25 protein-coding genes and 1 other RNA gene are annotated in these 24,677 nt (G+C 71.9%); 10 read left to right on the forward strand and 16 right to left on the reverse strand.

The window, feature by feature from the left end:
• Positions 1–118 precede the first annotated feature (118 nt).
• Positions 119–1,945 carry a glycerophosphodiester phosphodiesterase family protein gene (locus D2K64_RS05105; protein WP_202910486.1) on the forward strand — a complete coding sequence of 609 codons (1,827 nt, stop codon included), beginning with the start codon at positions 119–121 and terminating at the stop codon, positions 1,943–1,945.
• A gap of 60 nt (positions 1,946–2,005) precedes the next feature.
• On the opposite strand, the gene D2K64_RS05110 is transcribed toward D2K64_RS05105, so the two are convergent.
• Complete coding sequence (locus D2K64_RS05110; protein ID WP_120007125.1) at positions 2,006–2,305, reverse strand: phosphoribosylamine--glycine ligase; 300 nt, start codon at positions 2,303–2,305, stop codon at positions 2,006–2,008.
• Positions 2,302–3,228 (reverse strand): NAD(+) diphosphatase, encoded by a 927-nt coding sequence (nudC, locus tag D2K64_RS05115; protein ID WP_120007316.1) that lies wholly within the window; start codon positions 3,226–3,228, stop codon positions 2,302–2,304. Before nudC ends, D2K64_RS05110 begins: the two co-directional genes overlap by 4 nt.
• 103 nt (positions 3,229–3,331) lie before the next feature.
• Between nudC and ffs the strand changes: the two genes are divergently transcribed.
• The 5 genes from ffs (at position 3,332) to D2K64_RS05140 (ending at position 7,436) form a co-directional block, all read left to right on the forward strand.
• Positions 3,332–3,429: signal recognition particle sRNA small type (gene ffs, locus D2K64_RS05120), an RNA gene on the forward strand.
• 55 nt (positions 3,430–3,484) lie between these two features.
• Positions 3,485–5,383, forward strand: a complete 1,899-nt coding sequence (locus tag D2K64_RS05125) for a DNA polymerase III subunit gamma/tau (RefSeq protein ID WP_120007126.1) — start codon at positions 3,485–3,487, stop codon at positions 5,381–5,383.
• Entirely contained in the window at positions 5,380–5,721 is a 342-nt protein-coding gene (locus D2K64_RS05130; protein WP_120007127.1) for a YbaB/EbfC family nucleoid-associated protein, read from the forward strand. Before D2K64_RS05125 ends, D2K64_RS05130 begins: the two co-directional genes overlap by 4 nt.
• Before the next feature lie 34 nt (positions 5,722–5,755).
• A complete protein-coding gene (gene recR / locus D2K64_RS05135; RefSeq protein ID WP_120007128.1) occupies positions 5,756–6,358 on the forward strand; it encodes a recombination mediator RecR in 603 nt (200 codons plus the stop codon).
• Between the two features lie 76 nt (positions 6,359–6,434).
• The gene (locus tag D2K64_RS05140) at positions 6,435–7,436 is read left to right on the forward strand and encodes a Bug family tripartite tricarboxylate transporter substrate binding protein (RefSeq protein ID WP_120007317.1); all 1,002 of its coding nucleotides are present in this window, start codon (positions 6,435–6,437) and stop codon (positions 7,434–7,436) included.
• 27 nt (positions 7,437–7,463) lie between these two features.
• Here D2K64_RS05140 and D2K64_RS05145 read toward each other — a convergent pair whose 3' ends face one another.
• The 5 genes from D2K64_RS05145 to D2K64_RS05165 all read right to left on the reverse strand — a co-directional run bounded on the left by D2K64_RS05145 (position 7,464) and on the right by D2K64_RS05165 (position 12,114).
• A complete protein-coding gene (locus tag D2K64_RS05145; RefSeq protein WP_120007129.1) occupies positions 7,464–8,942 on the reverse strand; it encodes an MDR family MFS transporter in 1,479 nt (492 codons plus the stop codon).
• Between the two features lie 151 nt (positions 8,943–9,093).
• On the reverse strand, positions 9,094–9,330 hold the full coding sequence (locus tag D2K64_RS05150) for a DUF2093 domain-containing protein (RefSeq protein WP_120007130.1): 237 nt from the start codon (positions 9,328–9,330) through the stop codon (positions 9,094–9,096).
• The gene (locus D2K64_RS05155) at positions 9,330–10,307 is read right to left on the reverse strand and encodes an SMP-30/gluconolactonase/LRE family protein (RefSeq protein ID WP_238384021.1); all 978 of its coding nucleotides are present in this window, start codon (positions 10,305–10,307) and stop codon (positions 9,330–9,332) included. Before D2K64_RS05155 ends, D2K64_RS05150 begins: the two co-directional genes overlap by 1 nt.
• Positions 10,308–10,375: 68 nt before the next feature.
• A complete protein-coding gene (locus tag D2K64_RS05160; protein ID WP_120007131.1) occupies positions 10,376–10,882 on the reverse strand; it encodes a YdcF family protein in 507 nt (168 codons plus the stop codon).
• Complete coding sequence (locus D2K64_RS05165; RefSeq protein ID WP_120007132.1) at positions 10,879–12,114, reverse strand: class I SAM-dependent methyltransferase; 1,236 nt, start codon at positions 12,112–12,114, stop codon at positions 10,879–10,881. The genes D2K64_RS05160 and D2K64_RS05165 overlap by 4 nt, the downstream gene beginning before the upstream one ends.
• Positions 12,115–12,132: 18 nt before the next feature.
• On the opposite strand from D2K64_RS05165, the gene D2K64_RS24245 reads away from it, so the two are divergent.
• A complete protein-coding gene (locus D2K64_RS24245; RefSeq protein ID WP_157985727.1) occupies positions 12,133–12,273 on the forward strand; it encodes a hypothetical protein in 141 nt (46 codons plus the stop codon).
• Positions 12,274–12,281: 8 nt separating this feature from the next.
• Here the strand turns inward: D2K64_RS24245 and D2K64_RS05170 are convergent, their stop codons facing one another.
• From D2K64_RS05170 to D2K64_RS05180, 3 genes are all read right to left on the reverse strand, one after another.
• A complete protein-coding gene (locus D2K64_RS05170) occupies positions 12,282–12,596 on the reverse strand; it encodes a DUF3140 domain-containing protein (RefSeq protein WP_274379289.1) in 315 nt (104 codons plus the stop codon).
• A 46-nt stretch (positions 12,597–12,642) separates the two neighbouring features.
• Positions 12,643–13,152, reverse strand: a complete 510-nt coding sequence (locus D2K64_RS05175; protein ID WP_120007133.1) for a hypothetical protein — start codon at positions 13,150–13,152, stop codon at positions 12,643–12,645.
• 90 nt (positions 13,153–13,242) lie between these two features.
• Complete coding sequence (locus tag D2K64_RS05180) at positions 13,243–13,569, reverse strand: TIGR02300 family protein (RefSeq protein WP_120007134.1); 327 nt, start codon at positions 13,567–13,569, stop codon at positions 13,243–13,245.
• 102 nt (positions 13,570–13,671) lie between these two features.
• Between D2K64_RS05180 and aroA the strand changes: the two genes are divergently transcribed.
• Together aroA and cmk are read left to right on the forward strand one after the other, a co-directional pair.
• A complete protein-coding gene (gene aroA / locus D2K64_RS05185) occupies positions 13,672–15,039 on the forward strand; it encodes a 3-phosphoshikimate 1-carboxyvinyltransferase (RefSeq protein WP_120007135.1) in 1,368 nt (455 codons plus the stop codon).
• A complete protein-coding gene (cmk, locus tag D2K64_RS05190; protein ID WP_120007136.1) occupies positions 15,036–15,686 on the forward strand; it encodes a (d)CMP kinase in 651 nt (216 codons plus the stop codon). The genes aroA and cmk overlap by 4 nt, the downstream gene beginning before the upstream one ends.
• A gap of 46 nt (positions 15,687–15,732) precedes the next feature.
• Here cmk and D2K64_RS05195 read toward each other — a convergent pair whose 3' ends face one another.
• Together D2K64_RS05195 and D2K64_RS05200 are read right to left on the reverse strand one after the other, a co-directional pair.
• Positions 15,733–18,333 (reverse strand): penicillin-binding protein 1A, encoded by a 2,601-nt coding sequence (locus tag D2K64_RS05195; RefSeq protein WP_202910488.1) that lies wholly within the window; start codon positions 18,331–18,333, stop codon positions 15,733–15,735.
• 150 nt (positions 18,334–18,483) lie between these two features.
• Entirely contained in the window at positions 18,484–19,341 is an 858-nt protein-coding gene (locus D2K64_RS05200; RefSeq protein ID WP_157985728.1) for a VOC family protein, read from the reverse strand.
• Between the two features lie 181 nt (positions 19,342–19,522).
• Here D2K64_RS05200 and D2K64_RS05205 point away from each other — a divergent pair, with 181 nt between their 5' ends.
• Positions 19,523–20,311 carry an alpha/beta hydrolase gene (locus D2K64_RS05205; RefSeq protein WP_157985729.1) on the forward strand — a complete coding sequence of 263 codons (789 nt, stop codon included), beginning with the start codon at positions 19,523–19,525 and terminating at the stop codon, positions 20,309–20,311.
• A 53-nt stretch (positions 20,312–20,364) separates the two neighbouring features.
• Here D2K64_RS05205 and D2K64_RS05210 read toward each other — a convergent pair whose 3' ends face one another.
• From D2K64_RS05210 to D2K64_RS05225, 4 genes are all read right to left on the reverse strand, one after another.
• On the reverse strand, positions 20,365–20,805 hold the full coding sequence (locus D2K64_RS05210; protein WP_120007139.1) for a hypothetical protein: 441 nt from the start codon (positions 20,803–20,805) through the stop codon (positions 20,365–20,367).
• A gap of 21 nt (positions 20,806–20,826) precedes the next feature.
• Positions 20,827–22,419, reverse strand: coding sequence for an ABC transporter ATP-binding protein (locus tag D2K64_RS25900; protein WP_120007140.1), 1,593 nt, complete (start codon positions 22,417–22,419; stop codon positions 20,827–20,829).
• A gap of 100 nt (positions 22,420–22,519) precedes the next feature.
• Entirely contained in the window at positions 22,520–23,554 is a 1,035-nt protein-coding gene (locus D2K64_RS05220) for an ABC transporter permease (RefSeq protein WP_120007141.1), read from the reverse strand.
• Complete coding sequence (locus D2K64_RS05225; protein ID WP_120007142.1) at positions 23,554–24,660, reverse strand: microcin C ABC transporter permease YejB; 1,107 nt, start codon at positions 24,658–24,660, stop codon at positions 23,554–23,556. The genes D2K64_RS05220 and D2K64_RS05225 overlap by 1 nt, the downstream gene beginning before the upstream one ends.
• Positions 24,661–24,677: the final 17 nt, after the last annotated feature.

The raw sequence follows: 24,677 nt of genomic DNA on the forward strand, positions 1-24,677 counted from the left end.
CGCAAACTTAACCGCGTCGTCATCAATCCATCATCCCGGCTCCATCTGCTACGCCTAACCCGGCACCCTGAACGGTGCCGGCCTTCCAGGGCGCCAGAACAGGATGGAGTCCCGGAACATGGTCAGCTTCAACACGCTGGATGGCCAGCCGCCCCTGGTCATCGCGCATCGCGGCGCCAGCGGCTACCGCCCGGAGCACACGATCGAGGCTTATGAGCTGGCGATCCGCATGGGCGCCAGTGTCATCGAGCCGGATCTCGTCGCCACCAGGGATGGTGTGCTGGTGGCGCGGCACGAGCACACCCTGTCCGACACCACCGACGTGGCCGATCGCGCGGAATTCGCCGACCGCCTGACCACCAAGGTGATCAATGGCCGGTCTCACACCGATTATTTCACCGAGGATTTCACCCTCGCCGAGCTGAAGACGCTGCGTACGGTGGAGCGCCTCGGCGACCAGCGCTCCGAAAGCGCCGCCTATGACGGCCAGTTCCCCATCGCGACGCTGGAGGAGATCATCGCCCTGGTGAAGCGGGTCGAGGCCGAGACCGGCAAGGTCATCGCCATCGCGCCCGAGACCAAGAGCCCCGCCTTTTTCGAGAGCATCGGCCTGAACACCAGCCAGATGCTGATCGAGGAGCTGGTGCGGCTGGATTTCACCGATCCGGCGCGGGTCTTCATTCAGTCCTTCGAGACCGCCAATCTGGAAGCCCTGCACGACACCATCATGCCGGCCGCCGGCGTTGACCTGCCGCTGGTGCAGCTCGGCAACACCGCCGATGTCGCGGGCCTGACGGCGATCGCCCGCTACGCCGATTATGTCGGCCCGTCCAAGGATGCGATCCGCCTGCGCGAGCGGCTGGACACGCCGGTGGATGCCGATGGCGACGGCGTGGCCGAGATCCGCTTCCGCCTGACCGGCGAGAACAGCCCGCTGATCGAGAACGCCCACAAGCTCGGCCTCGGCGTCATCCCCTACACGGTGCGGGCCGAGGAAGGCTTTCAGGCGCTGAACCCGGACGGCACGCCGCAAACCGCGGCGCAGGAGATCCAGGCCCTGATCGCGCTCGGGGTGGATGGTTTGTTCACCGACCAGCCGGATATCGGCATCCGGGCTCTGCGCGACTACCTGACCGGCGACGCCACGCCCGGCAACGACCGCGTCACCGGCACCGGCGCCACGGATTTCATCTTCGGCGGTGAAGGCGACGACATCCTGTCGGGCCAGGGCGGCGACGACGTGCTGCATGGCGGCGATGGCAAGGATCGGCTGGAGGGCGGCGACGGCGATGACCGCCTGGTCGGCGACGAGGGCGCGGACCGGCTGTTCGGCGGCGCCGGTGACGACCGCCTGTCGGGCGGCGAGGGGCGGGATCGGCTGGAGGGCGGCGACGGCGATGACCGCCTGGATGGCGGCGAGGGCGACGACGTGCTGTACGGCGAGGCCGGGAATGACCGGCTCGAAGGCGGCGACGGCCGGGACCGGCTGGACGGTGGTACGGGCGATGACCGCCTGTTCGGCGGCGACGGCGATGATGCGCTGTATGGCGGCCCGGGCCATGATCGGTTGGAAGGCGGAGACGGCGATGACCGCCTGCAGGGCGGCAGCGGCGATGATCGCCTCGACGGCGGCGCCGGGCATGACCGCCTGACCGGCAATGATGGCCGGGACGTCCTGTCCGGCGGCGCCGGCCATGACCGGCTGGAGGGCGGCGCGGGCCAGGACCGTTTCATTTTCGGTCCCGGTTCCGGCGCCGACCGGATCGCCGACTTCACTGCGGGCGAGGACCGCATCGACCTGACCGCCTACGGCCTCGAAGGCTTCGATGCCTTGTCGCTGAAGCAGGCCGGAAGTCACCTCCGCATCGATCTGGGGGAGGGCGACTCGATCCTGCTGGAAGGGGTGTCGGCCACCGGGCTGTCGGCCGGCGACTTCATCTTCTGAGGCAGCTGCGTCCGGGGCCGGAACAGCGGTTCCGGCCCCGGACGCGTCGCATCGCTCGTCTTAGGGCACCCGCGGCGCTTCCACGCCGCCGGTGCCGGCCAATCCGTTCCGGCGCAGGCAATCCCGGTAGGCGCTGGTTTGCGCCACGCGCATCTCATGCTCGACGCGCCGCTGGTTTTCCAAGTTCATCGCGTTCAGCTCGCGCGCTGCCTGGCCCACATCCGGCGCATTGCGCGCCTCGTCGCGGCAGGCGGCGTGGGCGGGGCTGAGCGGCGGATCCGGCAGCGGGTTCTGCGGAGTGCGGGCGCAGGCCGCCAGCAGAACCGGCAGCAATAGGACGGGCAGGAGATGCGGGGTCATGGGGCCTCCAGCCAGTCCTCGATCAGCCGACGGGCAATGGAATCCAGGCGGGGCAGGGCGAAGCCGTGCTGCTCGGGGTGGCGGATCTGGTCGCGGGTGAACCAGCGCGCATCGGCCAGCTCCTCCGGATCGATCGTGATGGCCTCCGACAGCGCCTCGGCGTGGAAGCCTAGCATGATGGAGGCCGGAAAGGGCCAAGGCTGCGAGGAATGGTAGTGCACGGCGCCCACCTGGATGCCGGTTTCTTCCAGCACCTCGCGCCGCACTGCTTCCTCCAGGCTCTCGCCCGGTTCCACGAAGCCGGCCAGCGTCGAATACATGGTGCTGTTGGGGAACCGCGTGGAATGGCCGAGCAGGGCGCGCGCCCCATCCGTCACCAGCATGATCACCGCCGGATCGGTGCGCGGGAAATGCTGCGCGCCGCAGGCGGTGCAGGCCATGGCGTTGCCGGCCGAGCGCGGCGCGCAGGCGCCGCCGCAGACGCCGCAGAAGCGGTGCCGGATGCGCCAGTGCAGCAGGCCACGGGCATGCGCCAGCATGCTGGCCTCGCCGGGCGGCAACAGCCCGGCCACGCTGCGCAGGTCGTGGAACGCGCCCATGCCCTCGGGCAGCAGCGGCAGCGGGTCCTCGGCGCCGGAGCAATCCACGGCGAAGACCGGCTGGCTGTCCCACAGGCCGAGGAAGGCCCAGGGGCCGTCGGCCATGCGCACCGCCCGCGCCGCCTCGCTGGACAGCAGCACCGCCTCCGGCGTGCCGCCCTCCACGCCGCGCAGCAGCGACCTGGAGCGCCAGACGGGAATGAACAGCGCCGCGGGCGAGGCCAGGGCGGCAGCGATGAAATCGGCATCCTCGCGCTGCCCGGAGGCGCGGTCGAGGGGGCTGCCGGTATAGGCATTGGGGCGGGAAGCCGGGATGGAGAGCATGCGGGCGCGACCCTGCCACGCGGCGGCGGCGGCGGCAACTCGCGGCAAGATCGGCGCGGCGCCCCCTTGCTCCGGGACGGCCAAAGACCGATATTGGGTGCCGGAAGGTCGGCGGCGGACAGGCGCCTCGCCAACCCGGTCAGGTCCGGAAGGAAGCAGCCGCAACGAGTTTCCGTCTGGGTCGTTCCGTCGGTCTTCCACCTTCCCCTGAGCCCGAGGCCCGCCGCGGCCAGCAGCCGGAGCCGCCGCCGCGCGCATGACCAGCGACAGTTCTTCCGACGAACTCGACCAGCCGCCGGCGCCCGAGGGGCCGGGCCTGTTCGGCGACGCTCCGGAAGCTCCCGTTCCTGCTGATCCGCCGGCCGGGCCGCCTGCCGCCGCTGCCACGCCCGAGCCGGCCGCGACCCCTTATCGCGTGCTGGCCCGCAAATACCGCCCGCAAAGCTTCGACGACCTGATCGGCCAGGACGCGCTGGTGCGCACGCTGCGCAACGCCTTCGCGCAGAACCGCGTGGCGCATGCCTTCATGCTCACCGGCGTGCGCGGCGTCGGCAAGACCACCACGGCCCGCATCATCGCCCGCGCCATGAACTGCGTCGGGCCGGACGGGAAGGGCGGCCCGACGGCCGATCCCTGCGGCGTCTGCCCCGAATGCACGGCGATCCTGGCCGACCGCCACCCGGACGTGCTGGAGCTGGACGCCGCCTCCAACAACGGCGTCGACAATATCCGCGAGCTGCGCGAGGCGGTGCGCTACCGCCCGGCCCGCGCCCGCAACAAGGTCTACATCCTGGATGAGGTCCACATGCTGTCCACGGCGGCGTTCAACGCGCTGCTGAAGACGCTGGAGGAACCGCCGCCACAGGTGAAGTTCATCTTCGCCACCACCGAGATCCGCAAGGTTCCGGCCACCATCCTGTCCCGCTGCCAGCGCTTCGACCTGAAGCGCGTGCCGCAGGAGGTGCTGCGCGCGCATTTCGCCCGCATCGCTGGTGCCGAGGGTGTCAAGGCGTCCGAGGCGGCGCTGGCGATGATCGCCCGCGCCGCCGATGGCTCGGTGCGGGACGGGCTGTCCCTGCTCGACCAGGCGATCGCCCAGGTGGCGGGACAAGGCGCCGATGGCGTCGAGGCCGAGCTGGTGCGCGACATGCTGGGGCTGGCCGACCGCTCCCTGTTGTTCGACCTGCTGGAAGCCACCTTCCGCGGCGACCTGCCGGCCGTGCTGGCGGCCATGGACCGCGGCCATGAGCGCGGCGCCGATCCCGGCGTGATCCTGGCCGACCTGCTGGAGCTGACCCACACCCTGACCCGGCTGCGCGCCGTGCCGGCCCTGCGCACCGATCCGTCCCTGCCGGAAGCGGAGCGGGTGCGCGGCGTCGCCATGGCCTCGGCGCTGAGCGTGCCGGTGCTGGGCCGTGCCTGGCAGGTGCTGCTGAAGGGCATCACCGAGGTGGCCGAGGCGCCCGACCGCCGCATGGCGGCCGAGATGGTGCTGATCCGTCTGGCGCATCTGGCCGAGATGCCGACGCCCGGCGAGCTGGTGCGCCGCCTGACCGAGGGCGGCGCCGCCATGCCGCAGGCGCCGGTTCCGGCCGCGGGGCCGGAGGGGGGCAGCCGGGCCACCGCCAATGGCCGGGCGATGGCCCTGCCCGCGCCGGGGCCGGACCCCGCGCCGGTTCCTGTTCCGCTGGCGCAGCCGCGCGCCTTCCGCGAGGTGGTGGCGCTGGCGTCCGGGCGCGCGCCGATGCTGCACGCCCATCTGCTGCACAGCGTGCACCTGGTATCCTTCGCCCCGGGCCGCATCGAGATCCGGCAGAACGACGCCGCGCCGCGCGATCTGGCGGCGCAGCTTGCGGCCCTGCTGCTGGAACAAACCGGTTCGCGCTGGACCATCGCCCTGTCCAACCAGCCCGGCGAGCCCACATTGGCCGAGCAGCGCAGTCAGGTGGCCGGGCAGCGGCTGGAGGTCGCCAAGACCCATCCGCTGGTGCAGGCCGTTCTGCTTGCCTTTCCGGGCACGGAGATCGAGGCGCTGCGCGACGAGACGCTGGACGAATACGGCCTGCCGCCGCTGCCGGAGCCCGACGGGCCCGACTTCGCGCCGCCGGATGCCGAACCCGCCGACATCGACGACCTACCCCTGGAGGACTCATGAAAAATCTCGGCGCCATGATGAAGCAGGCCCAGCAGATGCAGGCCAAGATGCAGGAAATGCAGGCCAGGCTGGACGGCATGACCATGGAGGGCGCCGCCGGCGGCGGCATGGTCAAGGTGACGCTGTCGGGCAAGGGCGACCTGAAGAAGCTCGCCATCGATCCCGCCCTGGTGGACCCGGAGGAGCGCGAGGTGCTGGAGGACCTGATCGTCGCCGCCCACGCCGACGCCAAGCAGAAGGTCGAGGCGATGATGGCCGAGGAGATGCAGAAGGCCACGGCCGGGCTGAACATCCCGGGCATGGGCGGCGGCCTCGGCGGCTTCAAGCTGCCGTTCTGAGGCGCCGGCCGCGGTGTCAGGCCCTCCGGGCGGGTTGCGCGGCCCCGATCAGGTCGAGCGGCTGGTGGCCATGCTGGCCCGGCTGCCCGGCCTCGGCCGCCGCAGCGCCCGCCGCGCCGCCTTAAAGCTGCTGCAGGACCCGGGCGGGCTGATGCTGCCGCTGGCCCAGTCGCTGCGCGATACGGCGGAGGCGATCCGCCCCTGCCGCATCTGCGCCAACATCGACACGCAGGATCCCTGCCGGATCTGCACCGACCCGGCCCGGGAGCAGGACGTGGTCTGCGTGGTGGAGGGGGTGTCGGACCTTTGGGCGCTGGAGCGCGCCCATGTGCATCGCGGCCTGTACCATGTGCTGGGCGGCGTGTTGTCGGCGCTGGCCGGGGTGGCGCCGGAAGATCTGCGCATCGCGGCGCTGATGGAGCGCGTGGCGGCGGGCGAGATCCGCGAGGTGATCCTGGCCCTGCCCGCCACGGTGGATGGCGCCACCACGGCGCATTACCTGTCCGACCGGCTGCACGCCGCGGCGCCCTCCGTCGCCGTCACCCGGCTGGCGCAGGGCGTGCCGATGGGCGGCGCACTGGACGTGATGGATGACGGCACGCTGGCGGCGGCGCTGAAGGCCCGCCGGCCGGCCTAGGCCGGCCGCCGCCGAGTTGACGCTTCGCGCCTTGCAGCGCAGCATGGTGCCCGCCGAAGCTCCGGAAATCCCGCCCATGTTGATCCGCCGCCATGTTCTGCAGCTCGCCGCTGCCCTTGCGGCGCCGGCCGCAGTTCAGCCCGCCCTGGCCCAGTCCCTCGGCGCGGGGTCGGCCTGGCCCACCCGCCCGGTGTGGATGATCGTGCCCTTCGCGGCAGGCGGCAGCACCGACGTGTCGGCCCGGCTGCTGGCACCGGGGATGCAGCAGGTGCTGGGCCAGCCCGTGGTGATCGAGAACCGGGCCGGGGCCGGCGGCACCCTGGGCTCCGACGCCGTGGCCAAGGCGGAGGCCGATGGCAGCACCTTCCTGATGGGAACCATCTCGACCCATGTGCTGGCGGTCGGGCTCTACCGGGATCGGCTGCCCTATGACCCGCAGAAGGATTTCGTCGCCGTCGCGCCCGCCGTGCTGGTGCCGATCTGCATCACCGTGCATCCCTCGCTCGGGGTGCGGACGCTGGCGGAGTTCATCGCCCTGCTGAGGGCCCATCCCGGCCGGTACGCTTATGGCACGGGCGGCGCGGGCGGCTCGGCGCACATCGCGGCGGTGAGCTTCCTCAACACCATCGGGGCGGAGGCCACGCATGTGCCCTATCGCGGCAGCGCGCCGATGCTGAACGACCTGATCGCCGGGCAGGTGGTGGCCGGCTTCGACACGCCGGCCCTGATTGCGCCGCACCACCGCAGCGGCGTCCTGCGCTGCCTGGCCATCGCCACCGACCAGCACTCGACCCTGATGCCGGAGGTGCCCACGGCGGCGGAGGCGGGGCTGCCGGGCTATAAGGCGTATTCGTGGTTCGGCGTGTTCGCCCCGGCCGGCACGCCGCCCGCCATCGTGGACCGCATGAATGCGGCGGTGCGCGCCGCCCTGGCCGACCCGGCCACGCAGCAGCGCCTCAACGAGATGGAGATGCCGCCGATCGACCAGGGCTCCCCCGCCGAGTTCGCGGCGTTCCTGCAGCGCGAGCTCGACCTGTGGGTGCCGGTGGTGCGCGCCAGCGGCGCCACGGCGGACTGAGCGCAGCCCCGCCGCGAGCGGGGCGGACTACTCGGCGCTGGCCATCTTCGGGGCGGCCGCCTGCTGCAGGCTGATCCGCGGCACCAGCGCCGCCGCCGCCAGGGTCAGGGCGGCGATGCCGAAGACGCCCCAGAAGGTCAGGTGCAGCGAATGGTCCAGCGCCTGCTGCACGGCCGGGTCGGCCAGCATCCCGGTGGCGCCCTCAAGCAATTGCCGCACCTGCTCGGGCGTGACGGCGCTGGCGCCGCCCTGCTGCTGCAGCCCGAGGTTCAGCACCGCGCCCAGCACCGTGGCGCCCAGCGTGCTGCCAAGATTGCGCGAGAAGATGTTGGAGGCGGTGGCAGCCCCCCGCTCCTCCCAGCCGACGCTGCTCTGGATGATGACGATGGCCGCCGTGCTGAGAAAACCCATGCCCAGCCCCATCACCAGCGAGCCCAGCCCCGCCACCACGGGGGACATGCCGGGGGTCAGCAGCAGAAAGGCCACCGCGCCGACCGGTAGCAGCGCGGCGCCCAGCAACAGCGTGCCGCGCAGCCCGAAGCGCTGGAAGTTCCGCGCCGCCACTGTCGCGCCGACCGGCCAGCCCAGCACCATCATGGTCAGGGTGAACCCGGCCACCAGGGCGGAATGATGCAGCACGCCCTGCACGTACATCGGCAGAAAGGTGGTGAGCCCGATCACTGCCATGCCGCTCAGCAGGGTGGCGATGTTGGCGGTGGCGATCGGCCGTTGCGACCACAGGCGAAAGGCGATCATCGGCTCCCGGGCGCGGCGCTCCTGCCACACGAACAGGATCGCGCTCAGCAGGCCGAGCGCGGCGGCGGCCAGCGCGGTCGAGTTGCCGGAGGTTCCGGCCGCCGTCAGGGCCACCATCAGGGCGGTGATGCTGATGGCGAACAATCCCGCGCCCGCCAGGTCCAGGCTGTGGCGCTGGCGCGGCACGCGCTCATGCAGGAAGGCCAGGAAGCCGGCGGTGGCGGCGGCGCCGATCGGCAGGTTGATCCAGAAGATCCAGGCCCAGCTCAGGTGCTGGGTGATCAGGCCGCCGGCCAGCGGCCCGAGCACCGAGGAAATGCCCCAGACACTGGCTAGGTAGCCCTGGATCTTGCCGCGCTCCTGCACGGAATACAGGTCGCCCACGATGGTCAGGCAGACCGGCTGGATGGCGCCCGCGCCGGCACCCTGGATCAGGCGGAACAGGATCAGGGTCGGCATCGACCAGGCGAGCCCGCACAGCACCGAGCCTGCCAGGAACAGGGCGATGCCGGCCAGCAGCACCGGCCGGCGGCCATACAGGTCGGCCAGCTTGCCGAAGATCACGGTGGTGGCCGTCTGCGTCAGCAGAAAGGCCGAGAAGGCCCAGGAATACAGGTGCAGGTCGCCGAGCTGGCCGGCGATCTGCGGCATGGCGGTGGAGACGATGGTCGCCTCGATCGCGATCATGAAGGTGGCGGCCATGACCGAGGCCAGCACCCACGGCCGCCGCAGCGGAGGAGAAGAGGGCATGCAGCCTAGCTAGGGCATTTCGCCAGCCGGGGAAGTGAAAGCCGGCAGGTCTGCGCGCATGCCTGCCCTGCCCCCGTGCCGGCATGGTGCCCGGGCATTGGTCTGCGGCGCCCGCGGACGGGGATCGCCCCCTCCGCCGGCGTGGCCCGGCCTAGCGCCTGCGCGGCCGGCGCCGGGCCGCCGCCGCCGAGGCCTCGATGGCGCCGGCATAGGCTTCCTGCGCCTCGGCGCTCCAGTACAGCAGGGCTTCCAGCGGGATGCGCCGGAAGCTGACCGCGCAGATCACGTGGTCGCCCGGCTCCAGCACGGTGAAGTCGGGCGTGTTGTAGCGCAGCACCGCCAGCTTGCCGGCGCCCGGCTCCTGCGTCACCGCATCCCCTCCGCTCATCAGCCGCCCGCCACGCCCTGCACCGTCAGCATCACCGAATACACCGAGCGGGACGCCGCCATGAACAGCCGGTTGCGGTTGCGGCCGCCGAAGCAGAGGTTGGCGCAACGCTCCGGCAGGTCGATATGGCCGAGCGGCGCCCCGGATGAGTTGAACACCCGCACGCCATCGAACTCGGCGCCGCCCATGCCCCAGCCGCACCAGAGATTGCCCGCGGTGTCGACGCGGAAGCCGTCGGGGGTGTCCCCGGGCTCGCCCTGCACGATGGTGCGGCGGTTGGCGACCCGGCCATCCTCGGCCACGTCATAGGCGACGATGCGGCGCGGCTCGGCGCGGCTTTCCACCACGTAGAGGATCGTCTCGTCCGGGGAAAAGGCGAGGCCGTTCGGCCCGGCCAGCTCATCCGTGATCATGCTCAGCTCGCCGGACCGGCCGTCGATGCGCCACACCGCCTGCGGCAGCTCCGGCTCCGCCTTGTCGCCCTCGATATGGCCGGAGATCCCGAAGGGCGGATCGCTGAACCAGATCGAGCCGTCGGAGCGCACCACCACGTCATTGGGCGAGTTCAGCCGCTTGCCCTGGAACCGGTCGGCCAGCACGGTGATCCGGCCGTCATATTCGGTGCGGGTGACGCGGCGCGTCAGGTGCTCGCAGGTGACGAGGCGGCCCTGGCGGTCACGGGTGTTGCCGTTGGCGTAGTTGGAGGATTCGCGGAACACGGTGACGGCGCCGCTGCGCTCGTCCCAGCGCAGGATGCGGTCGTTCGGGATGTCGGACCACAGCAGGGCGCGGTGATCGCCGAACCAGACCGGCCCCTCGGCCCAGCGGCAGCCGCCGGCGATCTTCTCCACCGCGCCGTTCATGGCGCGGAAGCCCAGGAAGGCAGGATCGAAGGCGCGGAAGCGCGGGTCGGGGTAGCGCTGGCTCGGCTCCCACGGCGTCTCGTTCTGGCCTTCCATGGCGATGGGCTGGCTCATGCGGCGTCTCCTTGAGCGGTTTTGCGTCTAGACTGCCACCTTGTCGGATGTCAGACCAGCCGCGGAGCTCAGCGGCGAAACACCCGTTCGGCCCCCACCAGCACGGCATCATAGGGCAGGGCGGCGCCTTCCCGCACCCGCCAGTACCAGCGTTCCATCAGCCCGTGCGAGGCCTCGGGCGGCGGCACGGCCTGGGCCGGCAGGCCGAACAGCCGCAGCAGCATCCGGCAGCGCGGCAGGTGGTAGCCGCTGCTGGCGGCATACACCGGCCCCTGGTGGCCGCGCAGCATGGCGGCGCAGGCGCGGGCCGATTGCAGCGTATCCCTGGCGGTGTTCTCCTCCCGGATGGCACTCCCCGCCACGCCGAGATCCTGCAGCAGCCGCCGCATCACCTCCGACTCGGGCGGGCCGTGGCGGCCCTGGCCGCCCGTTGGGATAAAGAGCGGGTCGGACAGGGTGGCGCCGAAGGCGGCTGCGGCCATGACGCGGCGGCGCAGGGTCAGGCTGGGACCGCCATCGGCGCGCACGGCGGCGCCGAAGATGATGATGACCGGACGGGGCGCCGCCCCGCTCATGCGGGAGCCGCCAGCAGCAGGCGGTTCAATGGCTCCAGCGCGTCCCGCAGCAGGGCGAGGTCGCGCCGGAAGGCATCCGCGCGGATGCCGCGTTCCGCCAGCACCGCGCCGATGGCGCCGATGCTGCGGCGGCCATCCACCAGCGGCAGGATGGCCGAGGCCAGGCGCGGCATCGGCACGCCAATCCGCAGCCCGTCATAGGTGACGCGCAGCACGCCGTCGCCCGGGATGCCCTTGCCCAGTGCGGCCCCGTCCAGCTCGCGCAGCACGGGTATCGCCTGGTCATCCGACCAGTCGGGCCGCGGTGCCTCCTCCCGCGTGCAGTAGGCGATGTGAATGCCCATGTTGCCGCAGATCGCCTCGGCCAGGGCGGCGCGCGCCACCGGGTCCAGCGCTGCGGTGCGGGCGCGCAGCTTCGGGTCGTTCAGGTAGCGGTCGGGATCGTAGCGCAGCGGCTCGACGAAACAGCGCAGCCGCAGCCCCGCGTCCTCGATCAGGGCCACGAGCTGCGGCACGGTGAACGACACGTCGCGCGGATTCAGCAACAGGTCGTAGAGCCCGGCATCGCCGCCCTCGAGGTGGTCGGTGATCCAGGGGTTGCGGCGCAGCCAGGCGGTGTCCGGCGCCTGCTTCCACAGCCGCTTCGCGATTTCCACCCGGGCCGGCGGCGTTTCCGACTCGGGCGCCAACAGGCGCAGCGCATCCTGCAGCATGTAGACGCCGGTACGACCATGCGGGGCATACACCATCAGCCCGACACCGCCGCCCGGCGCCAGCGCCCCGGCCAGGGCGCGCAGCCCCGCCGCCGGGTCCGGCAGGTGGTGCAGCACGCCGCAGCAATCGATGTAGTCGAACAGCCCGAGGCCCAGCGCCCGCAGGTCCAGCAACGAGCCCGATTCGAACCGGACATTGTCCAGCCCGCGCTGCGCGGCGCGCGCTTCGGCCACCTGCCGCGCGGCGGCGGAACGATCCAGCCACACCACCTCCCCGGGGCGGCCGGCCCAGGCCATCTGCTGCGCCAGCATCATCGTGCCATCGCCGCTGCCGCCGCCGGCCATCAGCGCGCGCAGCGGCTGCGCGGCCGGGCGGCGGGCGCCGAAGATCCAGTGGTCGATCTCCCGCAGGTGGCTGGGGCTGCCGACAATCAGCCGCTTCGCCTCCTCGCGCGGGTCGCGCTGCGGATAGGGAAAGGCTTCATACTGCTCGGCGAGGCGGGCATCGGTGGCGTCCATGGCCCCTCGCATTAGGGGATGCGGTTGATCCTTGCCAGGGGCGGGGAGGGCCGCCATCTGCCGTCCATGCCCTCCATCCCGACCTTGTCCCGCATCATCCTGGTGCTACTGGTGGTCAGCGCCCTGGTGCGGATCGTCGCCTTTGCCTGGGGATATTGAGCCGCGGCTCAGTCGCGCAACGGGTCGTGGCCCCAGTTCATCAGCGATTTGCGCCAGCGCGTGTCGCTGATGTCGCCATCGGGGCGCTGCTTGATGTGCCGGTGCACGTAGCCGATGACCTTGCGCATGGCGGCGTAGTCGTCATCGTCGAGGTCGGCCTGCTTCTTGGCCTTCAGCTCCAGGATCCGCTCGCCCATCCGGTGGCCGACGGCCTCGCCATCGCCCTTGCCGGTGACCTTCTCGCCCTCGCTGGTCATGCCGACGGATTGACTGTCCTCGCCCTCCAGCCACTTCCGCAGCGCGGCGGGGGTCATGTTCACCACCCGCTTGAACTCGGCCAGGGTATGCCGGGGTCGTCCTGCGGGCTGCTCATGCGGCGCGGCCCAGTGCGCGGGCGAGTTGTGCCTTGTCCATGCGGGAACGGCCCGGGATGTTGCGCTTGCGGGCTTCCGCCATCAGCGCCTGCTTGGTGTCGCCGCCGCCGCCCCGGCGGGTGCTGGCCGCCTTGCGGGCCACGTCCCTGGGCTGGGCACTGAATTGCTGGCCCTTGCGGCCGTCGGCCCGCTTCTTGGCGGTGGAGCGGGCATATTCCTCGTCGGTGAGCTTGTCGCGGGCCTTCTTCGGCAGATAGCGCTCGCCGGTCTTGCCGCTTTCCTGGCCGGATTTGGTGCCCCATTCCTCCTCCGTCCATTGCCGGAGGTGGTTGTCGGCGGTTTTGCCGCCCTGGTAGCCGCCGCCTTCCTTTTTGTATTCGGCGCTGGCCATCTGCGCCTTGCGCGCCGACCATTGGCCGGGTTTGCCGCCCTTGTCACCCTGGGTGACCTCGCGCTTCACCTTGTCCCAGAGCTTGGGATCGGTCTTTTTCGCGGTCGCGGCCATGCTGCTCCACCTGCACAGGAACGGGTGGTGCAGAAACGCTCCGGCTTGGAAGGCGGTTGCCGCGCGGCGATCACCCGCGCGGCGGCCGGCTCAGTTCTCTTCCTCGCGGTCGGTCTCGACCTCGATCTCGCTGTCGATGTCGTCCTCGGCGTCCTCGAGGTCGTCGGCGTCTTCCAGCGCGTCCTCGTCGCCCACATCCTCGAGCTCGACATCGTCATCCGTGTCGGGATCGGCGACGACGGGCGCGCGCTTCTTCACCTTCTCCTCCACCGGGGCGGCGGCGCGGCGGGCGCGCGGCTGCTCGGCCGGCTGCTCGGTGCCGCATTTCGGGCACACCGCCGGCTGGCGAGTCATGTCGTAGAACTTCGCACCGCAAGCGACACAGGTGCGTTTCAGACCCAGTTCGGGCTTGGCCATCAGCGTGATTATCCCGGGGAAAGGCGGGCCAGGGACGGGCCGGCCGAGAAGCACGGGGCGCATTGCCACGCACCCCGGCCCCATGTCAAACCCCTGCGCATCATGGGCCATGACACCAATTCGCGCCCGCTGCGCGCTTTCCGCCCGCCGCAAGGCCTGACCGGCCGGCTGCGCGTCGCCGGCGACAAGTCGATCAGCCATCGCGCGCTGATGTTCGGCGCCCTCGCCGTGGGCCGCACCGAGATCACCGGCCTGCTGGAAGGCGAGGACGTGCTGCGCACCGCCGCCGCCATGCGCGCCCTCGGCGCCACGGTGGAACGGCTGGGCGAGGGGCATTGGATCGTTGCCGGGCGCGGCGTCGGCGGCCTGACCGAGCCCGCCGACGTGCTGGACATGGGCAATTCAGGAACCGCGGCGCGGCTGATCTGCGGCCTGCTGGCCGGCCACCCGATCTTCGCCGTGCTGACCGGCGACGCTTCGCTGCGCTCGCGCCCGATGCGGCGGGTGACCGAGCCGCTGGCGGCGTCCGGCGCCCGCTTCAGCGGCCGCGCCGGCGGCCGGCTGCCGCTGGCGGTGGAAGGCGCCGCCGAGCCGATGCCGCTCGACTACACCCTGCCCATCGCCTCGGCGCAGGTGAAGTCGGCGGTGCTGCTGGCCGGGCTCTGCGCCCGCGGCGTGACCCGCGTGGTGGAGCCGCAAGCCTCGCGCGACCACACCGAGAACATGCTGCGCCATTTCGGCGCCACCGTGCGGGTCACGCCGCAGGGCGAGGGCCGGGTGATCGAGCTGGATGGCCAGCCGGAACTCGTCGCGGCGCCGGTGGTGGTGCCGGGCGACCCGTCCTCCGCCGCCTTTCCGCTGGTGGCGGCGCTGATCGTGCCCGGTTCCGCCGTGACGGTGGAGGGCGTCGGGCTGAACCCGCTGCGCACCGGCCTGTTCGCCACGCTGCGGAACATGGGCGCCGACCTCTCGGTGGCCAATGAGCGCACCGAGGGCGGCGAGCCGGTGGGCGACCTCACCGCCCGCTTCGGCCCCTTGCGCGCCGCCGACGTGCCGCCGGAGCGCGTGCCCTCCATGGTGGACGAGTACCCGGTCCTGGCGGTCGCCGCCGCCTGCGCCGCGGGAACCAGCCGCTTCCGCGGCCTCGCCGAGTTGCGGGTGAAGGAAAGCGACCGCGTCGCCGCCACCGCCGCGCTGCTGCAGGCCAGTGGCGTGAGGGTGGAGATCGAAGGCGACGACCTGCTGGTGCACGGCGCCGGCGCCCCGCCGCCCGGCGGCGGCACGGTGGTCACCCACATGGACCACCGCATCGCCATGAGCGCGCTGGTGCTGGGCCTCGCCGCCGAGCGCCCGGTGGCGGTGGACGATGGCAGCTTCATCGACACCTCCTTCCCCGGCTTCGCCGAGCTCATCAACCGCGCCGCCGGTGCCGATGTGCTGCGGCGGTTGAACGCCGCGCCCACGCCGTGAGCGCGGCCGCTCCCCTCGCGGGGGTCGTGATCGCGGTGGACGGCCCCGCCGCCGCCGGCAAGGGCACGCTGGCGCGGCGCCTGGCGGCCGAACTGGGCCTGCCCTACCTCGACACCGGCCTGCTCTACCGCGCCACCGGGCGGCGCGTGCTGGAGGGCGGCGCCGACCCGCGCGACGTGTTCGCGGCCGAAGCCGCCGCGCGTGCCCTGACTGCCGCCGACTTCACCCGCCCCGACCTGCGCGGCCCGGAGGCCGACATGGCGGCCAGCGCGGTGGCCGCGATCCCCGCCGTGCGCGCCGCGCTGCTGGACTGGCAGCGCGATTTCGGCCGCACCCACGGCGCCGTGCTGGACGGGCGCGACATCGGCACCGTGGTGTTCCCCGAGGCACCGGTGAAGCTGTTCGTCACCGCCAGCGCCGAACAGCGCGCGCATCGCCGCTGGATGGAACTGCTGGCGCGGGGCGTCGCCGCCGATCCCGACGCGGTGTTGTCCGAGCTGCGCGCCCGCGACGCGCAGGATTCCTCTCGCGCCGTGGCGCCGCTGAAGCCGGCCGCCGACGCGCTGACGCTGGACACCACCGCGCTCGACGCCGAGGCCGCCTTTCAGGCCGCCCGCGCCCTGGTGGCGGCGAAGCTCGGCCGCTAAGGCCGCATGTCCCCGGCGGAGGCCGGGGGGTGGCCCGTTCGAGCGGTCAGTACAGCCCGCCCAGGCTGCTGTCGGTTCCGGCCGGGGTGTCGCTGGACATCAGCCCCTCGCCGATCGGCGGCCGCGCCGCATTCTCGGTGCCGGGGCGGAAGGCTTCCAGGATGGATGCCCCGCCCTCGATCTGCGTGCGCACCAGTGCCACGCCCGGCGGGGCGCGGAACGGCACGGGCGGGCTGTTCTTCAGCGCCGCCTCCACCACGTCGTGGAAGATCGGCGCCGCATTGACGCCGCCGGCCTCCCCGGAGCCGAGCGAGCGCGGCTCGTCGAAGCCCAGCCACACCGCCACCACGATGTCGGGGGTGAAGCCCACGAACCAGTTGTCCATGTAGTCGTTGGTGGTGCCGGTCTTGCCGGCCACCGGGCGGTTCAGCCCCTCGCCGGCCTTCTTGCCGGAGCCGTATTGCACCACGCCCTGCAGCATCGACACCATCTGGTAGGCGGCGATCGGGTCGGTGATCTGCTTGCGCTCATCCACCAGCTGCGGCGGCGGCGCATTGGGGCCGGCGTCGCACCGGGCGCAATGGCGGTTGTCGGCGCGCCAGACCATCTTCCCGAAGCGGTCCTGCACCGTGTCGATCAGTGTCGGCGACACTTCCTTGCCGCCATTGACAAAGGACGCATAGGCGGCGGCCATCCGCATCACGGTGGTTTCGCCGGCGCCGAGCGCCATGGACAGCACGCGCGGCATGTTGGGAATGACGTGGAACCGCGCCGCCGTTTCCGCCACGCGCTCGATGCCCACTTCCTGCGCCAGCCGGATGGTGACCAGGTTCAGCGATTGCTGGATGGCGGTGCGCATGGTCACCCAGCCGCGCGGATTGCCGCTGTAGTTGGAGGGCTTCCACAGCCCTTGCGGCGTCATGATCTCGATCGGCCCGTCCAGCAGGCGCTGGTTGGGCGGAATGCCCATCTCCAGCGCCGGCAGGTAGACGAAGGGCTTGAAGGAGGAGCCGGGCTGGCGCAGCGCCTGGGTGGCGCGGTTGAACCAGGATCTGTCGAAGCTCCAGCCGCCGGCCATCGACAGCACCCGCCCGGTGGCGGGATCGAGCGCCACGATGGCGCCTTCCACCAGCGGCACCTGGCGCAGCGACACGCGCACCGGCCCATTGCCGGCGGCATTGGCCGCGGCGCCGCGGCCACCCGCCTCGCGCGGTTCCACCAGCACCACGTCGCCGGGCTTCAACACGTCCTGCAGGCGGCGCGGCGGGGCGCCGAGGCGGCCCTGGGCGTTCACCGGGCGGGCCCAGCCGGACACGTCAGCCAGCGCCAGCGTGCCCTGGCGCGGCTGCGCCTGGGCCCGGCCTTCCGGACGATCCAGCCAGGCAAGCCGCGCCTCCCCCGCCTGCACCGACAGCGCCACCGCCAGCCGCCATTCCGGCAGGGCGCCGGCGGGACGGGCCACCTTTTCCAGCGCCGGCATCCACTCGGTGGTGTCGGCCGAGATGCTGGCCACCGGCCCGCGCCAGCCGCCGCGCCGGCGGTCGTAGGAGGTCAGCCCGGCCTGCAGCGCGCGCTCGGTGGCCTGCTGCAGCTCGGGCTCCAGGCTGGTTCGCACTACCAGCCCGCCCATGTTGGTCTGGTCCTGGCCGAACCGGGCCACCAGCTCGCGCCGCACTTCCTCGGTGAAATACTGGCCGGTGGCCAGCAATTCGGGGCGGATGCGGCCGCGCGGCACGATCGGCTCCTGCTTGGCGGCATCGGCCTCGGCGCGCGAAACGGCGCCATCCTCGGCCATGCGGTCCAGCACCCAGTCGCGCCGCGCCTTGGCGGCCTCCGGATAGCGCAGCGGGTTGTAGTTGTTGGGCGCCTTGGGCAGCGCGCCGAGAAACGCCGTCTCGCCCAGCGTCAGTTCGTCGAGGCCCTTGTTGAAGTAGTTCATCGCCGCGGCGGCGACGCCATAGGCCTGCTGGCCCAGGAAGATCTCGTTCAGGTAGATCTCGAGGATCCGCTCCTTGGGCATGGCGGATTCCAGGCGGAACGCCAGGATCGCTTCCCGCACCTTGCGCAGGATGGTGCGGTCATTGCCCACCAGCATGTTCTTGGCGACCTGCTGAGTGATGGTGGAGGCGCCCAGCGCCCGCCGCCCGCTCATCAGCCCCTCGACGTTCTGCACCGTGGCGCGGCTGAGCGCCAGGAAGTCGACGCCGGGATGGGTCCAGAAATTCTGGTCCTCGGCGGACACGAAGGCGGCCTGCAGGCGCGGCGGGATGGCACCGATCGGCAGGAACACGCGGCGTTCCGTCGCCAGCTCCGCCATGAGCCGGGAATCGGCGGCATAGATGCGGCTCATCTGCGGCGGCTGGTAGTCGGCCAGCCAGGCATGTTCCGGCAGGTCGCCGGCGGCCTCGCGGTACACGCCATAGGCGCCAAGGGCAGCCACCACGCCGCCGGCCACCACCACCCCCATGCCGAGGCCGGTGAGCCGGACGATCCAGCGCCCGATGCCGCGCCCGCCGCCGCCCGAGTCGGCGCGGCCCTTGCGCGGTGGCCTGGGCGGACGGCCGGGCGGCGCGGCCTGCGGGGTGGGGGAGGGTGGCGCGCGGTCCCCCACCAGGGGGCGGTCGGCGCGGAGATCATTCGGTGCCATGGCGGGCTCCCCTTACACCGATGGCCCGCGGGAGGCGAAGCACCGAGTGAACACAGCCCGCACATAGGCGCGTGATCAGCCTTTCGCCACCCGCGCGGCCAGGCTGGCGTTTGCGAAGTTGTTGCTTTCCGGTGATTTCGCCCTGGTGGATCACAGCTCCAGGCGCAGCGCGTTGCCGGAGGGATCATGCGCCGCCCATCCGCCGCCGGAGGGTTCCGCGGCCAGCAGCGCGGCGGCGGCACGGCGCTGCGCCGCCTCGCCCCTGGCCCGCAGCGACAGCCAGGCTAGGCCGCCCAGCCCCGCGGGACGGGTGCCGGCGCTGTGCCAGCCATTCACCGCCAGGTGGTGATGGTAGCCGCCGCTGGACAGGAAGCTGGCCTTCGGCAAGCGCTGCGTCACCTCCAGCCCCAGGGCACGATAGAAGGCCTCGGTGGCGGGGATGTCGCCGCCGCGCAGATGCACGTGGCCGATGCGGAACCCGGCCGCCGGGGGCGCGGCGCCCGGCGCCTCCGCCAGCAGGGCCGGTAGGTCCAGCCGCCGCGTCACCATGGCCAATCCGCCGGCGGCCTCGCGCGGCCAGGCGTCGCGTGGATGGTCGGCATACACCTCGATGCCGTTGCCTTCCGGATCGGCGAGGTAGAGCGCGTCGCTGACGCCGTGAGCGGACGCGCCCTGCAGCCGGATGCCGAGTTCCAACGCGTGGCGCAGCCAGCCTGCCAGGGCGGCGCGGTCCGGCGCCAGGAAGGCGGTGTGGAACAGCCCCGGCTCGTCGCCGCGCTCCGCGCGGGACCCGGGTGCCGGGATCAGGCGCAGGCGGGCGGCCCGCAACTCGAAGCGCAGCGCTCCGGGCGCCGCATCGTCGGGCAGGGGCGGCACGCCGAGCAGCGCGGCGTAGAACCCGGCCAGCCGGTCGACGTCCCGCGCGGCCAGCGCCACGCCGGCGACCGAGAGCGGTGCCGCCTCGGGCGGCGGGCCGGCGGCGGGGATGGCGGGGTTGTTGTTGGACATGGCGGCCTCCGGTTCCAAGCCGGCATCATGGCGGGTGCCCCGTCCGGAGGGGAAATCCACGGCATGAAGCGCCGTCATTCATGACGCAAATGCCATGTTGCACTGCAACATCGTCCTGGCGCTGGGTGGGCGGGACCCGGTATTGTTGCGGCATGTATGTTCTCCCGCGGCTGCCCCGCTGATGCCCGACGTTCTGCCGCCCTTGGCGCCGCCGGCCGTGCCGCTGCACTTCCCGGCCGCGTCGCCCGCCGCGGGATCCCCGACCCTGCTGTTCCTGCACGGCGCTGGTTGCGGCGCCTGGGTCTGGGACGAGGGCTTCGCCGCGCGCTGCGCCGCGGCCGGACTGGCCGGGCTGGCCCCGGATTTCACCCGCCGCCCCGGCGGGCGGGAAGCCGGCCTGTCGGACTACCTGGAGGAAGCGCGCCGCATCCTGCGCGGCGTCGGCGGCCCGGTGGTGCTGGTCGGCCATTCGCTCGGCGCGCTGGTGGCGCAGCGCCTGCTGCTGGAGCCGGAGGTGCGCGGCGCCGTTCTGCTGACCCCGGCGCCGCCCGAGGGGCTGTGGCTGTCGGCGGCGCAGCTGGCGCTCGCCGATCCCTGCCTGTGGAGCGAGGCATCGCGGATGGACGCGCCGCCCGGCAGCGCCCCGCTGGAACTGGCCACCACCCTGTTCGGCGCCGGCATGCCGGAGGCCGAGGCGCATGGCTTCCTGGCCAGGATGGGCGGCGAGTCGCAGGCGGCGCTGCTGGAAGCGCAATGGCCGCAGCCGGTGCCGATGGGCTGGCTGCATGGCCGCCGCATGCTGGTTCTCGGCGCGGCGGAAGACCGGCTGATTACCCTGGACGCGGTGCATCGCTGCGCGCTGTGGCACGGCGTGACGGCCGAGATCCTGCCCGGCCGCGGCCATCTGCTGATGCTGGAGCCGGGCTGGGATGCCTTGGCCGACCGCATCATCCGCTGGGCCGCCGCCTGAGGCGCGGCGCCCCGCCACGGCACGATGCCGCTCCGCGAGCAGGGCTGCCGCCGTCAGCCCGCGCCGGCTGAGGCGCCGTCTTCCGCCGCGCGGTCGCGCACAAAGGCCCGCCAATCGTGCTTGCGGGTGGCGGCGTGCCGCTCGCCGTTCGGCCGCTCGACATACAGCGTCAGCGCGCCCTTGGCCCACAGCCCGTCGAACAGCCGCTCATCCGACAGGGCGAGCGCGGCGCTGCGATGGAACACCTTGTCCTTCACCCGCGGCTGCACCTTCCACAGCCACCAGACGATGCCGGCCGACATCAGCGCCATGCCGACATGGATGTTCACCAGCAGCATGCCGCCGATCGCCACCGTGATCAGCGCGAAGGGCCAGGGGATGTTCTCGGAATAGCGGTACACCGGGGAACCCGGCGTGTTCATCTTGCGGATGTGGATGCCGAGCTGGATGCGCTTCGTGTCGATCTGCTGCTGCAGAAGCTGGAACTCGTTCATGCCCTGGTGTTGCGTCCTGCCTTAAGCGGGCGCGCCGTCCGGAAAGGCGGCGCGCATCAGCGCCCTTGTATAGTCGGCCGCCGGCGCGCGCATCACCGCATCGGCATCCCCCGTCTCGACCACCATGCCACCCTTCAGCACCATGATGCGGTGCGCCATGGCGCGCACCACCCGCAGGTCGTGGCTGATGAACAGGTAGGCCAGCCGGTGTCTCGCCTGCAGGGCGCGCAGCAGATCGACCACCTGGGCCTGCACCGAGACGTCGAGTGCGCTGGTCGGCTCGTCCAGCACCAGCAGCCGTGGCTGCAGCACCAGGGCACGGGCGATGGCCACCCGCTGCCGCTGCCCGCCGGAGAATTCATGCGGGTAGCGCTGCGCCGTGGCGGGATCGAGCCCGACCTCCTCCAGCGCGGCGCTGACGCGCGCCTCCCGCGCCGCGCGGCCGAGTTGCGGCTCGTGCACCGCCAGCCCCTCGCCGACGATCTCCGCCACGCTCATGCGCGGCGACAGCGAGCCGTAGGGATCCTGGAACACGACCTGCATGCGCGAGCGCAGCGGTCGCAGCGCGGCGCGCGACAGGTGCTGGATCGGCTGCCCCTCGAAGCAGATGACGCCGTCGGCGCGTTCCAGCTGCAGCAAGGCGAGGCCGAGCGTGGTCTTGCCGCTGCCGCTCTCGCCCACCAGCCCCAGCGTCTCGCCCTGGCGCAGCTCGAGCGACACGCCGTCCACCGCCTTCACGGCGCCGACCTGGCGGCGCAGCAGGCCGCGACGGATCGGAAAATGCACCCGCACCCCCTCGGCCTCCAGGATGCGCGGCGCGTCCGGCGCCACCGGCTCCGGGCGGCCGCGCGGCTCGGTGGCCAGCAGCATCCGGGTGTAGTCGTGGTGCGGCGCCGCCAGCACGGTCTGCGCCGGGCCCTGCTCCACCACCGCGCCGTGCCGCATCACCACCACGCCATCGGCATGGGCGCGCACGATCGACAGGTCATGGGTGATCAGCAGCATCGCCATGTTGAGCCGCCGCTTCAACTCGTCCAGCAGGTCGAGGATCTGCGCCTGGATGGTCACGTCCAGCGCCGTGGTCGGCTCGTCGGCGATCAGCAGCTTCGGATCGTTGGCCAGCGCCGCCGCGATCATCACCCGCTGCCGCTGCCCGCCCGAGAGCTGGTGCGGAAAGGCATCCAGCCGTTCCTGCGGGTTGGGCAGGCCGGCGCGCTCCAGCAGCTCGACGATGCGGCCGCGCAGCGCCGCGCCGCGCAGCGGCTGGTGCAGCCGGATCGCCTCGCCCACCTGGCGCCCGATGCTGTGCAGCGGGTTCAGGCTGGTCATCGGCTCCTGGAACACCATGCCGGCGACGCCGCCGCGCAACCGGCGCAGCGCCTCCGGCGTGGCGCGCAGCACATCGGTGCCGTCCAGCAGGATGCGGCCCTTGGGGTTGCTGCCGGCGGAAGGCAGCAGCCGCAGGCAGGACAGTGCCGTGACGCTCTTGCCGCTGCCGGATTCGCCGACCAGCGCCACCGTTTCGCCCGGCCTGACGGCGAAGGACACGTTCCGCACCACGCTCTGGCCGCGAAAGGAGACGGACAGGTTCTCGACGCGCAGGATGTCGGTCATGCGCCGGGCGTTCCGCCTCTGGCCGCCCGGGCGGCGGCGTCCACGGGCGGGATCGGCGCCAGGGCCGCCCGGGCAGCCCGCCGGTCACGGCGCCGGGCGGTCACGTCGAGCCTCCCGGCAGCTTGCGCGGATCAAACGCGTCCCGCACCGCCTCCCCCACGAAGATCAGCAGCGTCAGCACGCCACCCAGCACCACGAAGGCAGTGATGCCGAGCCAGGGCGCCTGGAGGTTGTTCTTGCCCTGGCTGACCAGCTCGCCCAGCGACGGGGAGCCCGGCGGCAGGCCGAAGCCCAGGAAATCGAGCGAGGCCAGGATGGTGACCGAGCCGGACAGCAGAAAGGGCAGAAAGGTCAGCGTGGCCACCATGGCGTTGGGCAGGATGTGGCGCCACATCACGCGGCCGTCCGACACGCCCAGCGCCTTGGCGGCGCGCACGTAGTCGAGGTTGCGGCCGCGCAGGAACTCGGCCCGCACCACGCCGGTCAGCGACATCCAGGAAAACAGCAGCAGAAACACCAGCAGGGTCCAGAAGCCCGGCTCGATCACGCTGGCCAGGATGATCAGCAGGAACAGCTGCGGCATGCCCGACCAGATCTCGATGAAGCGCTGGAAGCCGAGATCCACCCAGCCGCCGTAATAGCCCTGCACCGCCCCCGCCGCGACGCCGATGACCGAGGAGGCGAGGGTGAGGGCGAAGCCGAACAGCACCGAGATGCGGAAACCGTAGATCACCCGCGCCAGCACGTCCCGCGCCTGGTCGTCGGTGCCGAGCGGGTTCTGCCAGGAGGGCGGGGAAGGCGCCGGCCGGCCGAGGTCGCGGATGATGGTGTCGTAGCGGTAGGGCAGCGGCGGCCACAGCACCCAGCCATCCCGGGCCGCGATCTCCTCCTGCAGGGTGGGATCGCGCCAGATGGCGGTGGTGGGGAAGCCGTCCTCGATGATGTCGCTTTCGGCGTATTCCACCGCGACGGGAACGAACCAGCGGTCGCCCACCTTGGCCAGCAGCGGGCGGTCATTGGCGATCAGCTCGGCGAACAGGCAGAGCAGGAACAGCACGAGAAAGATCCACATCGACCACCAGCCGCGCCGGTTGGCACGGAAATTCGCCAGGCGCCGCCGCGTGATCGGGCGCATCAGCGGCGCGCCTCGAAATCGATGCGCGGGTCGATCAGCGTGTAGGTGACGTCGCCCACGATCTGCATCACGAGGCCGAGCAGGGTGAACAGGTAGAGCGTGCCGAACATGATCGGGTAGTCGCGCCGGATCGCCGCCTCGAAGCCGAGCAGGCCGAGCCCGTCGAGCGAGAACACGATCTCCACCAGCAGCGCGCCGGTGAACAGGATGCCGACGAAGGCGGCAGGAAAGCCGGCGACGATCAGCAGCATGGCATTGCGGAAGACGTGGCCGTAGAGCACGCGGTTCTCGTCCGCCCCCTTGGCGCGGGCGGTCAGCACGTATTGCTTGCCGATCTCCTCCAGAAAGGAATTCTTGGTCAGCATGGTCAGCCCGGCGAAGCCGCCGATCACCAGTGCCAGCGTCGGCAGCGCCATGTGCCAGAGGTAATCGGCCGCCTGCCGCCAGAACGGCCAGTCGGCGCTGCCGGAGGATGACAGGCCGCGCAGCGGAAACACCTGCAGGAAGGAGCCGCCGGCGAACAGCACCACCAGCAGGATGGCGAACAGGAAGCCCGGCACCGCATAGCCCACCAGCACCACGCCGGAGGTCCAGGCATCGAAGCGCGATCCGTCCCGCACCGCCTTGCGGATGCCCAAGGGAATGGAGACGAGGTAGATGATCAGCGTCGACCACAAGCCGAGGCTGACCGAAACGGGCAGCTTCTCCAGCAGCAGGTCGATGACGCGCCGGCCCTGGAACAGGCTTTCGCCGAAATCAAAGGACAGGTAGCCCTTCAGCATGATCCAGAAGCGCTCATGCGCCGGCTTGTCGAAGCCGAAGGTGCGCTCGATCTCGGCCACCACGGCGGGATCGAGGCCCCGCGCGCCGCGGTAATTATTGGCCGGGCCACCCTCGCCGCCCATGCCGCCCTGCCGCTGGGTGAACTCGCCCTGGCCTTCTCCCGACACGCGGCCGACCACGCTGCCGCCCTGGCCGCGCAGCTCGGCCAGCATCTGCTCCACCGGCCCGCCGGGGGCGAACTGCACCACCACGAAGTTGATCAGGATGATGCCGAACAGCGTCGGCACCAGCAGCGCCAGGCGCCGGAGCAGATAGGCGCCCATGCGCTACAGCCTTCCCG

It is taken from the genome of Teichococcus vastitatis (assembly GCF_003604215.1).
GTDB lineage: Bacteria > Pseudomonadota > Alphaproteobacteria > Acetobacterales > Acetobacteraceae > Pseudoroseomonas > Pseudoroseomonas vastitatis.

What these genes read in the sequence shown, in the direction of transcription:
- D2K64_RS05105 (WP_202910486.1), top strand. Translation starts at nt 119, where the DNA reads ATGGTCAGCTTCAACACGCTGGATGGCCAGCCGCCCCTGGTCATCGCG.
- nudC (WP_120007316.1), bottom strand. Translation starts at nt 3,228, where the DNA reads ATGCTCTCCATCCCGGCTTCCCGCCCCAATGCCTATACCGGCAGCCCC.
- D2K64_RS05175 (WP_120007133.1), bottom strand. Translation starts at nt 13,152, where the DNA reads ATGGCCGCGACCGCGAAAAAGACCGATCCCAAGCTCTGGGACAAGGTG.
- D2K64_RS05180 (WP_120007134.1), bottom strand. Translation starts at nt 13,569, where the DNA reads ATGGCCAAGCCCGAACTGGGTCTGAAACGCACCTGTGTCGCTTGCGGT.
- D2K64_RS05150 (WP_120007130.1), bottom strand. Translation starts at nt 9,330, where the DNA reads ATGAGCGGAGGGGATGCGGTGACGCAGGAGCCGGGCGCCGGCAAGCTG.
- D2K64_RS05165 (WP_120007132.1), bottom strand. Translation starts at nt 12,114, where the DNA reads ATGGACGCCACCGATGCCCGCCTCGCCGAGCAGTATGAAGCCTTTCCC.
- D2K64_RS05195 (WP_202910488.1), bottom strand. Translation starts at nt 18,333, where the DNA reads ATGGCACCGAATGATCTCCGCGCCGACCGCCCCCTGGTGGGGGACCGC.
- D2K64_RS05110 (WP_120007125.1), bottom strand. Translation starts at nt 2,305, where the DNA reads ATGACCCCGCATCTCCTGCCCGTCCTATTGCTGCCGGTTCTGCTGGCG.
- D2K64_RS05140 (WP_120007317.1), top strand. Translation starts at nt 6,435, where the DNA reads ATGTTGATCCGCCGCCATGTTCTGCAGCTCGCCGCTGCCCTTGCGGCG.
- D2K64_RS05220 (WP_120007141.1), bottom strand. Translation starts at nt 23,554, where the DNA reads ATGCGCCCGATCACGCGGCGGCGCCTGGCGAATTTCCGTGCCAACCGG.
- D2K64_RS24245 (WP_157985727.1), top strand. Translation starts at nt 12,133, where the DNA reads ATGCGGTTGATCCTTGCCAGGGGCGGGGAGGGCCGCCATCTGCCGTCC.
- D2K64_RS05155 (WP_238384021.1), bottom strand. Translation starts at nt 10,307, where the DNA reads ATGAGCCAGCCCATCGCCATGGAAGGCCAGAACGAGACGCCGTGGGAG.
- D2K64_RS05145 (WP_120007129.1), bottom strand. Translation starts at nt 8,942, where the DNA reads ATGCCCTCTTCTCCTCCGCTGCGGCGGCCGTGGGTGCTGGCCTCGGTC.
- D2K64_RS05200 (WP_157985728.1), bottom strand. Translation starts at nt 19,341, where the DNA reads ATGTCCAACAACAACCCCGCCATCCCCGCCGCCGGCCCGCCGCCCGAG.
- D2K64_RS05130 (WP_120007127.1), top strand. Translation starts at nt 5,380, where the DNA reads ATGAAAAATCTCGGCGCCATGATGAAGCAGGCCCAGCAGATGCAGGCC.
- aroA (WP_120007135.1), top strand. Translation starts at nt 13,672, where the DNA reads ATGGGCCATGACACCAATTCGCGCCCGCTGCGCGCTTTCCGCCCGCCG.
- D2K64_RS05205 (WP_157985729.1), top strand. Translation starts at nt 19,523, where the DNA reads ATGCCCGACGTTCTGCCGCCCTTGGCGCCGCCGGCCGTGCCGCTGCAC.
- D2K64_RS05225 (WP_120007142.1), bottom strand. Translation starts at nt 24,660, where the DNA reads ATGGGCGCCTATCTGCTCCGGCGCCTGGCGCTGCTGGTGCCGACGCTG.
- D2K64_RS05160 (WP_120007131.1), bottom strand. Translation starts at nt 10,882, where the DNA reads ATGAGCGGGGCGGCGCCCCGTCCGGTCATCATCATCTTCGGCGCCGCC.
- D2K64_RS05125 (WP_120007126.1), top strand. Translation starts at nt 3,485, where the DNA reads ATGACCAGCGACAGTTCTTCCGACGAACTCGACCAGCCGCCGGCGCCC.
- D2K64_RS25900 (WP_120007140.1), bottom strand. Translation starts at nt 22,419, where the DNA reads ATGACCGACATCCTGCGCGTCGAGAACCTGTCCGTCTCCTTTCGCGGC.
- D2K64_RS05210 (WP_120007139.1), bottom strand. Translation starts at nt 20,805, where the DNA reads ATGAACGAGTTCCAGCTTCTGCAGCAGCAGATCGACACGAAGCGCATC.